The organism is Vibrio gazogenes (assembly GCF_023920225.1).
In the GTDB taxonomy this organism is placed as follows: Bacteria; Pseudomonadota; Gammaproteobacteria; order Enterobacterales; family Vibrionaceae; genus Vibrio; species Vibrio gazogenes.
Map to the genome: position 1 here is coordinate 3,320,239 of NZ_CP092587.1, position 13,088 is coordinate 3,333,326.

Sequence of the window (13,088 nt, forward strand, 5' to 3'; positions counted from 1 at the left end):
CATTATTTTGCGAGTAATTTCACAGAGTTGTCGAGGAACAAGCCGTTCATCAGGATTCATATCTGGATTAAGGTATAATCTCCATTCACTCAAATGAGTTTATTAGAATCATTAAAATGAAGCTTAAATCAACGTCGGCTCTGTACAATGACGCACCATCAGTTTGAGTGGTTTCAGAAACACTTGCCTATGTATAGTCAAGCGATGGGCTCAGGGAAAAAGTTCAGGACGAACTTTTTAGCTTTTCATGAGCAGGATGCGAATAAAAGCGCCCCTGATAATATGCTCTGAAGCTGATACAGGCCTTTTGGGATACTTTTGGGGCCAAGCCAAAAGTATCTGATGCGCAGACGCGGCAGTGACTGAGATCGAAAATATTCAGCGCATCATACAATGCTCGAAACAGAGACGAGAAAGGACAAGGTTACTTGTGGAACAAAACTACCTACAACCCGTGGAAAGAACAAAGCTGGACACTTTAAAGCATGAAGATCAATAAAAAACTGATTTACAAAACACTACTGACCATCGCTGGTGTGATTATTTTAGCGGCCGGCGGACTGATGGCCTACTTGGTGATCCCTTCCGGCTTTCAGTCCCGCCAAGCGGAAGGCCCCAAGGTGTTGACGGAACTGCTAAACATGGCTGAAAAAAGCCAGCCATTTAACCCAGACCCGTATATCTCCAGCACCTATCGCCCCGGAGACCCGCTGTATGAACCTGTACTCGCTATTCAGCGGGATCGCTGGGATATAGCCAAAAAACTCCTGCAACCCTTAGTCGAACAAGGCAATGCTGACGCAATGTACTGGCTGGCTCATATCTCCGGGGGTAGTATCTACGCAGGCAAAGAAATTGCTCGGTTATTCCGGAAATCCGCTGAATTAGGCAACCCTTATGCAGCTCTTCGTTTGGATGTCAGCAGTGAAGATTGCAGCCTTTATCTTCGTGGCTACTGTGACCCCAAATGGGGAAAACTCGGGCGAAAACTCCTGCAAGAGCGGGCAGCTCAAGGTGATAAAAAAGCGGAATACTATCTGCTTCAGTATGATGAAAACAGCTCAGAAGAGGTGCATAAAAAGCTGGAACGACTAGTCACTGAAAATGCCAAAAATCATTATTATCAACCATTAATGAATATGATTATTGATTATTCAGTTCAGTATTATCTAAATTATTTTCAAAAGAAAAATGAACTACCTCTAGAGTATAAGAAAGATATCAACAAACTATCTATTTTGATGGCAAAAAATAACTTCTCACCTGCGATTGGTAATATTTTTTATACAAATAACATTAAAGAACCCAATAAATATATACACCATTATTTTAAGATTGGTGGCAACTGGTCTACATGTGAAAGTTATTATAAGAAAATAATAGGGGAAAATAGAGATAATGTGATAGATGCAGTGACATGTATTATCATTGGTAACATCTTTAAGAAAGCCACCAACAATTGGACTTCTTATGACATAAAAGAAGCAGAGAATGATTGGAGCATTCAGTTTATTAATGAGGATCTAGAAAAAAATGGTAAAGATTCATTAAGTGAAAAAGAAATGGATTTAATTAGAAAAAGAGTAATAAAAATAGTTAAAGAAATGACACCAATGATTTATATCGACGAAATGAATCCAAGACCATAAAAACCACAATAAAGGGATCAGAAATCTGATCCCTCTTTATATTCCTTAAATCCCTTCGACGTCTTCTTTCATCAAATTTATTTCATCAAAGGTAATCAGATTATTGAGAAACAACAGCACTTCACGCAATTCCTGTTGGTCAACGGAAGGTGCAGTGTTAGTGACGAGAAAGTCAATCAGATAACCGCGAGCAGTCAGGTGTAGATCAAGATGATTAGACATAATAGTCTCCTAGTGAAATTTTTAGAAAATGACCACCAAGAGGTTCGAATCTCGGAGGTGGTGAACTGAACAAGGTTCGAACAACCATTCACTAGGACACGGCCTGACCAAAGTCAGCCTCATTCAGCTCACCATTATCCAGATGAGCAAAGGCTACATATAAATACAGACCAAGACAAGCGTCGCTTTATATGCCTAGTGATGTCAGTTGGGGTTCGAATCCCGACACCGAGTTTTATCGGTGCGAATTCAGGGTAAGCAGTGTCGGGTTTGTTGGCGAGGTACAAGAAAATAAAGCGCGTGTGACAAAGCAAAATCCCATACTTTGTTCACACTTGGTTCATCATTATTTTGCGAGTAATTTCACAGTGTTGTCGAGGAACAAGCCGTTCATCAGGATTCATATCTGAATTAAGGTATAATCTCCATTCACTCAAATGAGTTTATTAAAATCATTAAAATGAAGCTTAATCAACGTCGGCTCTACGCACCATCAGTTTGAGTGGTTTCAGAAACACTTGCCTATGTATAGTCAAGCGATGAGCTCAGGGAAAAAGTTCAGGACGAACTTTTTAGCTTTTCATGAGCAGGATGCGAATAAAAGCGCCCCTGATAATATGCTCTGAAGCTGATACAGGCCTTTTGGGATACTTTTGGGGCCAAGCCAAAAGTATCTGATGCGCAGACGCGGCAGTGACTGAGATCGAAAATATTCAGCGCATCATACAATGCTCGAAACAGAGACGAGAAAGGACAAGGTTATTTGTGGAACAAAACTACCTACAACCCGTGGAAAGAACAAAGCTGGACACTTTAAAGCATGAGTATCAATAAAAAACTGATTTACAAAACACTGCTGACCATCTCTGGTGTGATTATTTTAGCGGCCGGCGGACTGATGGCCTATCTGGCGATCCCTTCCGGCTTTCAGTCCCGCCAAGCGGAAGGCCCCAAGGTGTTGACTGAGCTGCTAAACATGGCTGAAAAAAGCCAGCCATTTAATCCCGACCCGTATATCTCCAGCACCTATCGTCCCGGAGATCCGCTGTATGAGCCATTACTGTATATCCAAAGACATCGGCAGGGAAAAGCCGAAGAGCTATTAAAGCCATTAGTCGAGCAAGGTAACCCAGATGCCATGTATTGGCTGGCTCAAATCACCTATGACGATAGTTACTACTCCAGTGGCCCGGCAGCGAAATTATTCCAGAAATCAGCGGAGCTGGGTAACCCGTATGCCGCATTACGGTTAGATATCAATGACCGTGAGTGTCAGATGTTTATGGGCGGTTACTGTGATAAAAAATGGGGTGAACTCGGGCGTAAGCTACTGCAAGAGCGCGCTGAGCAAGGTGATAAAAAAGCAGCATATTATCTGCTTCAGTATGATGAAAATAGCTCAGAAGAGGTACATAAGAAGTTAGAGAAACTCGTTACAGAGAATGCTAAGAATCATTATTACCAGCCATTGATGAGACTTATGAAGAGTTATAAAGATAGAATGTATTTAACTTTTTTCAATAGAAGGGAGACTATTTCTTCTGAAGAAAACAAGTATATATCTGAGCTAGCATTCCTTCCAGTCAATAACAACTTCCCACCAGCAATGACAAACATTGTTTTTTTCAATAGAAACTTCTATAAAAAACCATATTTATTAAAAGTAATCAAGCAAAGTATAATGATAAATACAGAACCATTCCTATGTATAAGATACTATACAGAAGTTGACAATATTGACAGAAATCATATTATAGATAGTGCAGCATGTGCTATTGCTTCAGATCAATTAGAGAACAGAGATGATAACTTAAGAAGGTTTAATTATATTCTTAAAGAAAACAACTTAAATCCTTTGACTAAATTAGAATTTAATAATTCTCATAATAAAGCACAAGAAATAATAAATAATATGACTCCTGTTATCTATATCGATGAAATGAATCCAAAACCATAAATGACGATTTTTACACAGGGAGCAGTGATCTGCTCCCTTTTTTATCATCTCAATACAACCCCTTCTGCGTCTTCCTTCATTAAATTCATTTCATCAAAGGTAATCAGATTATTGAGAAACAACAGCACTTCACGCAATTCGTGTTGGTCAACGGAAGGTGCAGTATTGGTGGCGAGAAAATCAATCAGATAACCGCGAGCAGTCAGGTGTAGATCATAATTAGGGTGTGAGTTCGGCATTGTAGCCTCCTGTAGATTTTCAAAAAATCACCACCAGAGGTTCCAATCTCAGAGGTGGTGAACTGAGCAAGGTTTGGAACTACCGCACCACAGGTTGCAGCCTGACAAAGTCAGCCCTATACCCAGCTCACCATAATAGGAGTGAGTAAAGGCTACACACAAAGGCTCATCTGTACAAGATAAGGCAATTTGTGCGTCTGTGGTTTAGACGGTGTTCCAATCCCGACACCGGTTTTATCGGTGCGAATTCAGGGTAAGCAGTGTCGGGTTTGTTGGCGAGGTACAAGAAAATAAAGCGCGTGTGATAGAGCAAAATCCCATACTTTGCTCACACTCGGTTCGTCATAATTTTGCGAGTAATTTCACAGTGTTGTCGAGGAATAAGCCGTTCATCAGGATTCATATCTGGATTAAGGTATAATCTCCATTCACTCAAATGAGTTTATTAGAATCATTAAAATGAAGCTTAAATCAACATCGGCTCTACGCACCATCAGTTTGAGTGATTTCAGAAACATTGACGTCATATTTACCTATGTATATTGAAGCGATGAACTCAGGGAAAAAGTTCAGGACGAACTTTTTAGCTTTTCATGAGCAGGATGCGAATAAAAGCGCCCCTGATAATATGCTCTGAAGCCGAAAACAAGCCTTTTGGGATACTTTTGGGGCCAAGCCAAAAGTATCTGATGCGCAGACGCGGCAGTGACAGAAATCGAAAACATTCAGCGCATCATACAATGTTCGGAAACAGAGACATAACAGGCAAAGGCGAGTGATATCATAGTATTCGGGTACAACCGGCTATTCCTGTTTTAACTGTTTCAGTTTTTTTATATAGGCTGACAGTTTGACACAAGCCGTGCTCACCCCGATAAACAAAAGCGCATAGCATACCGCCACGCCGTCAAACTCCAATAAACTAAGTTTATTCACTAACAGCGAAAGCAGCCCGCCACAAATCAATGTCAGGATCCAATAGTTTGCTTTCGCATGAATGAGTTTATCTTGTAATTGGTCATGATCTAATTTCACGGCAACCTCAATGATTAAAACACAGTTTATTTTTCATAAATATATTGAACCACGTTGACTCAAAGCTTATAAATGTTGCCCTGCACCGATGATTTATTATCTTATTATGTTTACTGCTCATATCGGTGCGTATGGTTTTATATCCATTGCCATGAATATAATTCAGCAATCATTGATTAATCAGCAAAAATAGCCCATACAGAAATAATAAAAATATAAATAACAAAAATAAAGTAAGGAGAATCTCTCCTTACTTTAGTCAGAGATAACTTGAATCAATCATTAAACTTCGGGATTTATTGGGCTAGAACCAGATCTCAGCCTGAGCACCAAAGGTAAAGCTATCATCATCATTTTTGTTATAGCCATCTAGGCTAGAAGCATTATAGTCACCGGTGAATTTTGCATACGTTGCATAAAAACGAATTTCAGGACGACTAAAGAAGGCTTTTTTCAGCTTGAGGGTCGGCGCAAATGTAAACGTTGCGAGGCCACCTTCTTCTTTTGTTATTGCACTGGAATAGCTGCTGCCGTTGTAACCTGCTTCAAACTGGAGTGCAAAATTGTCGTTAAGATAATAGGCACTACGGGCACCAAGCGTCCACCACGTATTTTCACTGCCATCGAAATCGACATCTTCCTTATGTTGGAATAATGCGATGGTATTGATTTCCCACTGATCAAATGTGGCTAAACCATCAACGAACACACGGTAATTTTGCCCGTCATCATTTGACTGGTTTGTGTCGCCATTACGTCCCAAAAAGGCGGCCGAAGTCCCGGTTGCATATTGCGCAACGTATTTGACTCGCCCATCGGTTAACCCAAAATACGATGGCTGGGTGTAACGAGCCATCACATGGGCACCGGCTGTTGCAGCTTTCCCGGTATAAGAGCCGGTGATGCCATTAATCGTTTTGGTTACCGAATAGCGGCTGTCATCACTGTTTGTCTGCAAACTACCGGCAAACCACCATTGCCCGGTACGATATTCAACCCCCAATGTATGGGTTCTGGGTCTGGCCCCATCATCGTAAGTGACCGTTGTGCCATTCTCATCCGTATAGGTTTTATCACTATCACTATCGTGAGAAGTCACGAACAGATCCATTTTGCCATCACCGAGGTTAATGCCTTTAACACCAATACCGGGCGAACGGATTTCATAGTATTTACGGTCAAGGATATGAATATCATCAGACCAGTTAACCCGACCGGCCCAGAATGTGACGTCTGGGGCGAATGATAGATTCCCCATTTCGACATAGGCTTTATCCATGAAAATAGTTTTATCTTGCGTATCAAAAACCCAGCGTCTGGCATCACGGTCTTCGTATACCAAGCCAAAATATGCTTTGGCCCATGCCCCGTTGACGTCGAATTTCCGGCTTAAAGCCGTCGCAGCATAGTTACTTTCACCACCACCAAGCCGGTAGAACCCGCCTGAGTTCGGTGCTTTTATGGTTGTATTTCCGGAGCCCGAACCATTTTCATTCGAAGTAAATCCGGCACGGAAATAACCATTCCATTGCACCGCTTCTTCTTTTTGGGTATCAAGCTGCTCTTGCATTTTGGCAATGGCCGCAGCATTGGCTTGGCTTAAATCTTCTGCATGGGTATTTGCCGACATGACGACCAAGCCCGCACACATGATATGTGTAATATTTAAAGGGATTATCTTTTTCATTGAATTAATCCTGAGTGTAGGGTTTATCATATTATTAGAAATTTAGGACATGACTATTCGGCCCTGATTCATACGCATTGAATAAGGGAATTCATTGAATAACCACCAGCATGTTCATGTTATCTAAATTCAGTCACTGAATAACTCAGCAATTTATTTTATTGAATATAACGTCTCCTATTTAAAGTGATGAATAAAAAATAGATACTTCAATATTCATGAGGCTTTTAATTAATATTTTTGACTGACGGGCAACCCGGTATGAATTGCCCCGTAAACGTCAGCCAGTGCAATCGGTGGCTATTTCAGGTTCGTATCCAGTAATCCCTCAGCCAGCGCAGGTGCCAGACCCGGAGTTAAAGGCAGGCGCGGAATCACCAAACAGTGCATTAAGTGATAAATATCTTGCTTGCCATCCCAAACTTTACTGCCCCCTGCCCGGTTATTGGCATCAAGCTCCTGCCACCATGAACAGCCTTCGTAATCGATAAAGTATGTGCGGCAGTAGTCCCACCAAGTGCGATACCACGCTTCATACTTGTCATCACCGGTCACGGTGTATAGCGCATACGCGGTGCCAATGGCTTCGACGGGGATCCAGCGGATCCGTTCGCGCACTACGGGTTGACCCTCCCAATCGACAGAGTAAACAAATCCGGGAGCACCATCAGCAGCCCACGCATCACGTACTGTCGCATCGAATAAACTGATGGCATCTTCTAATAACCAGTCAGGGCAATCTGCACCGATTTTCAATAGGGTGGCACGCAGGTGACAAATCAGACGTCCCCACTCGATCCAATGGCCCGGTGTACCGCCATAAGCCCGAAAGTGGCTGGCCGGGGTTTCTTTGTTGTAATCCGGTAATGGATTCCAGTCAGTATCAAAATGCTCGTTGACCCGATAATTGAGCCCTTTCGCTGTTTTATGAATCATGAACTCGGTGATATTCAACGCACGATCGAGCCATTTACGGTCTTGGGTGACATCGTAAACAATCAGAAATGCTTCGACAGAGTGCATTGCCATATTGCCACCGCGGTAATCTTCGGTCTCGGTAAATGCTTCATCCCAAGACTCGTAGCACATTTGTTTCTCTTCGACCCAGAAGTGTTGTTCATAGACATTGATCGCTTCATCTAACAGTGCCTGAGCCCGAGGATGGCCGGTTGTGACGGCGCTTGCCGCACCAAGCAGAACAAATGCATGTTGGTAGCCTTGCTTCGATGCATCAAGAATATCTTGCCCTGCATTGGCAATGGTTGCGTACCATCCCCCGTATTGCTGATCTTTCAACGGGCCTTCAAGCGCTTTGATACCGTGTTCAACCAATTCGTAAGCACCCGGACGCCCCATATGAGCCGCCAGCGCATAGCTATGTAACATCCGTGCCGTGATCCAAAGACAGGTGCCCATCTCTTCACGCACTTTGCCGTTGTTGCCAATCCAGCCGAAACCGTTCGGCACCACCGCATGACGACCAAATTCAAAAATCCGATCAGTCTCTGTCTCGAGCCACGAATGGTGAGACCGCGTATTAATCCATTTCATTTCAACCTTACCTTTCAGTTAAATAATTTATCTTGCAAACCTGTATCGCGGGGGGATTTACCCATGTTCAGCCACTTGTTTTCTTAATTCGTCCGCTAACTTATGCACATCAAAAAACACCACCTGAATTTGATTATTCGGTAAGTGGATAAACCCTAATGCCCCTTGTCGGCGCAGCAGCTTTTCATCCACGGATCCCATATCTTTGACCTGAATCCGTAACCGGGTCGCACAGTTATCAATATTTTTAGCTTCAATATTGTCGACCCCGCCCAATGCGGTCAGTATCTTCTGTGCTTTTGCCTGCAAATTGCCTTTGTCATTGATCATTTGTTGTCTCCTGCTGAAATAAGCCTGTACCTGAGTGACGTATACCCCTTACATAATGCCGACCAGTTTCGGCAGACCAATCACCAATTGAGGGAAGCAGGAGATGACAAAAATCAACACCACTTCGACGAAAAGGAACGGAATAATTTTCTTGGAAATTTCCGAAACCGAAACTTTCGATACTCCGGATGCAACAAACAGCACAAGCCCCATTGGTGGCGTTGCCAATCCAATCGATAAGTTGGCACACATCACCACCCCGAAGTGAACCGGGTCGATACCGGCATTGACCATAATCGGCGCAAAAATCGGTGCGAAGATTAAAATCGCAGGGCCGGCATCAAGGAACATCCCGATGATAAACAGCAACACATTGATGATGGCGAACAACAAGTAAGGGTTTTCAGTAATGCCGTTCATGAAATTGGCAACCATGTTCGACACACCCGACAAACTGATCAACGATGCAAAACCACTGGCCGCAGCCACAATGATTAAAATCGATGCAGCATTGACCGCGACCTTGGCAAACAAGGCGTAAGTCGTTTTCACGTTGGTGACTTTAATGATGAACAGAGAGACCGCAATGGCGTAAGCAACCGCAACTGCTGCCGCTTCTGTCGGCGTAAAGATGCCGCCGTAAATCCCGCCCAGAATAATCACCGGTGTTAATAGTGGAATGATTGCGAGTCTGAACGCTTGTTTACGCTCCATCGCAGGGGCTCGCTCCATCGGATGAACATCCGGGTATTTTCTAATCTGAATGCGGTTCATGATCATCAGACCGATACAGAAAATAAGCCCAGGCGTCACGCCAGCCAGGAACATGGCTGCAACCGAGGTGTTCATCACAAACGCATAAAGCAGCATAATACCTGACGGTGGAATAATATTCCCCAAAACGGTGGCAGCGGCCGTCAGCGCGGCTGAATACCCCGCATCATATTTGTACTTCTTCATTTCCGGAATCAGCATACCGCCGATCGCAGAGGTTGCAGCAACCGCTGAACCTGTCAGGGCACCAAAGATCGTTGCAGCCAAGATAACAACATGACCGAGCCCCCCGCGCAGGTGCTGTACCATCGTCTGCGCGAAAGCGATAATCCGTGGGGTGATCCCTCCTGCGGTCATACACTCCCCTGCCAGCATAAAAAACGGCAGCGCAAGCAGCAGAAAACTATCAAGACCAGAATACAAACGCTGATACAGCATATTGGCAAACAGCATCTGATCATTCTGGAACAGCGTAATCACAGGTGATAAGCCCAAGGTAAACAGTACCGGCACACCAATAACCAAAAGAATCAAAAAGTAGAGTAAAAAAATTGGAGAAACCATTGTCGTACTATCCTCATTAAGCCGTCTTCGAGCAGATCGGCTGAGTTGGCTGTTGATCATGAGTTGCATCTTCGTCATCTTCCGACGCTTCAAACAGTGCAGCGGTCAGTGCTGTTTGAGAGATATCTTCAAAATCACCGAGCATGTTCCGTAAAGACGAAACACACTTTTGCAGCGCGAATAAGAGCGTGACACTCATCATCACCGGAGGAATGATATAGATGTAATACATGGGAATGGGCAGACTGTCCGCCATCACCGAACCGGTATGGAAGAAGTTCCAGCCAAATTTAATCCAGACGACAAAGACGAATATTGCCGAGATATGAGCCAGTAACGCGAGGAAAGCAAACAGCCGAGGGGTTTTCTTTTCCAGAATTTCAGTCACAAAGGTCATGGCAATATTTTTATCGGTCAGATAAACAAACGGCAAACACAAATACGTCATGTAAATCATCAGGAAGCGGGAAGATTCATCCGTCCAACTTAACGGAATATTGAGGATGTAGCGGAACAACACTTGGATAACCACGATAGTCGTCATAACAAGTAGCAAAATACCGCCCATATGACGGAGTATCTTCGACAGAGGCGTCGTCACATTGTTTAGTGCTTTTTCGATGGCTCTTAACATAGAATCACCATTATTGAATGAGAAAATGATCGGGAGCGTTGATGCTCAGCCCCCGAAACAGGCTGCTGTATTGTTATTATTTTGCTTTACCATTTGAGCCAAACAGACGGATCTTGTGTTGTACAACTTCTTTCATACTGGTAATGCCTTTGTTCATGACATCAGCCAGAATGTAGTCTTTCTCATTGGCTTTCCAATGCGCCTGTACACCGAGGATAAACGCCTGACGCAGCTCAGTATCGACGTTAATCTTCGCGACCCCGCGCTTCACAGCTTCAACGACCTGATCATCCGGTACTCCGGAACCGCCGTGCAGGACAATCGGTTTTTGTACGGCCTGTTTAATTTCAGAGAGTCGGTCAAATTTCAGCTCTGGCGTGGTTTTATACACCCCATGCGCTGTACCGATAGAGACGGCGAGATAATCGACACCGGTACGCTCAGAGAAATCTAATGCTTCTGCGACCGTGGTGATCATCGCATCTTTCTCGTCAACGGTGATGTCATCTTCGGTGCCGCCAATTTTACCAATCTCCCCTTCAGCACCGAGCCCTAAAGCATTTGCGACTTCGACAACCGCTTTGGTAATACGAATATTGTCTTCAAAAGGCAGTGCAGACCCATCAAACATCAGTGATTGAAAATGACGAGTTGCCGCTTCCATGCACTGTTCAAACTGACGGCTATGGTCTAAATGAACACACACCGGCACGCTGATATGATGATATTCAATCAGAGAGTCAATAGCGTCCCGGAGCGGTTTCATTCCCATTTCATTAATCGCTTTCTGACCAATTTGAATCATGATTGGTGACTGCTCTTCTTCAGCAGCAAGGAGTACAGCTTTAATTGTTTCTAGGTTATGCGCGGTAAAAGCGCCGATGGCGTAACCATTTTCCCACGCTTCCTGAATCATTGTTTTACCAGATACATACGACATTTATCGTGTTCCCTTATCATTAATTGAGTCTTTAAGACGGTGGTTTGTTGAGAACAATCTACCAATCGAATCTGTCAATTTCTGTTACCCACATAACAAATATGTCCATAAAATGACATTTAACACCAAAAAACTACACGAGATCACATAGGAATGAATCATAATGCTCATGGTGTCGTTTCACATATAACCGGTGATCAGTAGTCGCCCCAGCAGGATTCCGGCACGAAGTCACTGGTTTATAGATGAACCAAAAATCAAAACAAATCAATTATTATCAATTATTTATTTAGATATAATTATTATTATCACTTTATCGGGAATCACGGAGCGATACAGAAAGCATGATAGATAGCACGGGGAATAAGCAGCCTTTCTACTCTGAATATGTCAAGAAAGGCTTTTAGCGGCGGGGAACAGCATCAATCAACGGATGAATAATCATCCATTGATTGTGCTTGAGTGTCAAAAAATGTCAGATAATAATCATTTGCAGTGAAACAACGTTTATCAAGTTCGATGTCATGCTTCAACAGCTACTTCACTTTAGCCGCTAAACCAGAAGTCACACGCAGTTGTTCAAGAACCGCAGTCCAGTCTTGACGTCCGCGTCCGGCAGCCCGGGCTGCACTGTATAATTCGCGAGAGGCCGCCCCACAAGGCATCGGCACATGTACCTGATTCGCCAGATCGAGCGCAATCCCTAAATCTTTATGGGCCAGATCAATCATGAATACCGGCGAGAGATCACCGGCAAGCACTTTACCCGGCCATGTGGTGGTAAAATGGCCTTTGCCGGCAGGCGTACCACTCATGACTTGCATGGCGGTATCCCAGTCTAATCCAATCGCTTCAGCCAGTGTTGCTGCCTCTGCTGAGAGCGCATTCAGCGCAATACTCATGTAGTTATTAATAATTTTAACGCGGATACCTTTTCCCGCACCACCGGCGTCAATCGTTTCAGACCCCATGCAGTCGAATAGCGGTTGCGCCCGCTCGATTTGTGCTTTGGTCCCCCCGGCCATAATCAGAAGTTCACCCCGAACTGCGTGCTCTGACGTACGGCCAACCGGCGCTTCCATCATGGCAAACCCTTGGTCGAACATGGTTTGAATCAGTGCATCCGTTTCCAGTGGATGAATGGTTGACATATCAATCACGAGCGCGTTTTTATCTAAAGTCGAGACCACACCGTCCTCACCAAAGAGAACATTTTTCACCAAGGTACCATTTGGCAACATCGTCACCACAAATTCAGCATTCAAAGCCGCATCAGCAGGTGATGTCGCTGCGGTAGCCCCTTGCGTAACTAATTGCCGGACGGCCGCCTCATTGATATCGAAGACTTTGAGAGAATGCCCCCCTTTGAGCAGATTCAGCGCCATGGGCATCCCCATCTGACCTAAACCAATAAAACCAATTGCCGACATACTGTTATTCCTTCACATAGGTAGATAAGTGAAAAACAATATAAAACATTTATGCTGACTCTCACCACAACAAATG

At 43.9% G+C, this 13,088-nt stretch carries 12 protein-coding genes; 2 read left to right on the plus strand and 10 right to left on the minus strand.

Translation table 11 applies throughout. The features are described from left to right. The first annotated feature begins 485 nt into the window (after nucleotides 1-485). Nucleotides 486-1,649, plus strand: coding sequence for a tetratricopeptide repeat protein (locus MKS89_RS14730; protein WP_072959543.1), 1,164 nt, complete (start codon nucleotides 486-488; stop codon nucleotides 1,647-1,649). Between the two features lie 45 nt (nucleotides 1,650-1,694). Here MKS89_RS14730 and MKS89_RS14735 read toward each other — a convergent pair whose 3' ends face one another. Then, the gene (locus MKS89_RS14735; protein WP_159439578.1) at nucleotides 1,695-1,871 is read right to left on the minus strand and encodes a hypothetical protein; all 177 of its coding nucleotides are present in this window, start codon (nucleotides 1,869-1,871) and stop codon (nucleotides 1,695-1,697) included. A gap of 820 nt (nucleotides 1,872-2,691) precedes the next feature. On the opposite strand from MKS89_RS14735, the gene MKS89_RS14740 reads away from it, so the two are divergent. Continuing rightward, nucleotides 2,692-3,828, plus strand: a complete 1,137-nt coding sequence (locus tag MKS89_RS14740) for a tetratricopeptide repeat protein (protein WP_072959540.1) — start codon at nucleotides 2,692-2,694, stop codon at nucleotides 3,826-3,828. Nucleotides 3,829-3,872: 44 nt separating this feature from the next. On the opposite strand, the gene MKS89_RS14745 is transcribed toward MKS89_RS14740, so the two are convergent. From MKS89_RS14745 to yihU, 9 genes are all read right to left on the minus strand, one after another. Next, complete coding sequence (locus tag MKS89_RS14745; RefSeq protein ID WP_072959538.1) at nucleotides 3,873-4,067, minus strand: hypothetical protein; 195 nt, start codon at nucleotides 4,065-4,067, stop codon at nucleotides 3,873-3,875. An 804-nt stretch (nucleotides 4,068-4,871) separates the two neighbouring features. Continuing rightward, on the minus strand, nucleotides 4,872-5,102 hold the full coding sequence (locus MKS89_RS14750; protein ID WP_072959537.1) for a hypothetical protein: 231 nt from the start codon (nucleotides 5,100-5,102) through the stop codon (nucleotides 4,872-4,874). 304 nt (nucleotides 5,103-5,406) lie between these two features. Then, on the minus strand, nucleotides 5,407-6,789 hold the full coding sequence (locus MKS89_RS14755; RefSeq protein ID WP_072959535.1) for a carbohydrate porin: 1,383 nt from the start codon (nucleotides 6,787-6,789) through the stop codon (nucleotides 5,407-5,409). Nucleotides 6,790-7,089: 300 nt separating this feature from the next. Next, on the minus strand, nucleotides 7,090-8,340 hold the full coding sequence (locus MKS89_RS14760; RefSeq protein ID WP_072959532.1) for an AGE family epimerase/isomerase: 1,251 nt from the start codon (nucleotides 8,338-8,340) through the stop codon (nucleotides 7,090-7,092). Nucleotides 8,341-8,397: 57 nt separating this feature from the next. Further along, nucleotides 8,398-8,670: a PTS sugar transporter subunit IIB gene (locus MKS89_RS14765; protein ID WP_021021123.1), complete on the minus strand. Its 273-nt coding sequence runs from the start codon at nucleotides 8,668-8,670 to the stop codon at nucleotides 8,398-8,400. Between the two features lie 48 nt (nucleotides 8,671-8,718). Next, nucleotides 8,719-10,008: a TRAP transporter large permease gene (locus MKS89_RS14770; protein ID WP_072959530.1), complete on the minus strand. Its 1,290-nt coding sequence runs from the start codon at nucleotides 10,006-10,008 to the stop codon at nucleotides 8,719-8,721. A gap of 16 nt (nucleotides 10,009-10,024) precedes the next feature. After that, complete coding sequence (locus tag MKS89_RS14775) at nucleotides 10,025-10,642, minus strand: TRAP transporter small permease (protein ID WP_072959527.1); 618 nt, start codon at nucleotides 10,640-10,642, stop codon at nucleotides 10,025-10,027. Between the two features lie 76 nt (nucleotides 10,643-10,718). Beyond that, nucleotides 10,719-11,582: a class II fructose-bisphosphate aldolase gene (locus MKS89_RS14780; RefSeq protein WP_072959524.1), complete on the minus strand. Its 864-nt coding sequence runs from the start codon at nucleotides 11,580-11,582 to the stop codon at nucleotides 10,719-10,721. A gap of 536 nt (nucleotides 11,583-12,118) precedes the next feature. Beyond that, the gene (gene yihU / locus MKS89_RS14785; protein WP_072959522.1) at nucleotides 12,119-13,012 is read right to left on the minus strand and encodes a sulfolactaldehyde 3-reductase; all 894 of its coding nucleotides are present in this window, start codon (nucleotides 13,010-13,012) and stop codon (nucleotides 12,119-12,121) included. Nucleotides 13,013-13,088 lie beyond the last annotated feature (76 nt).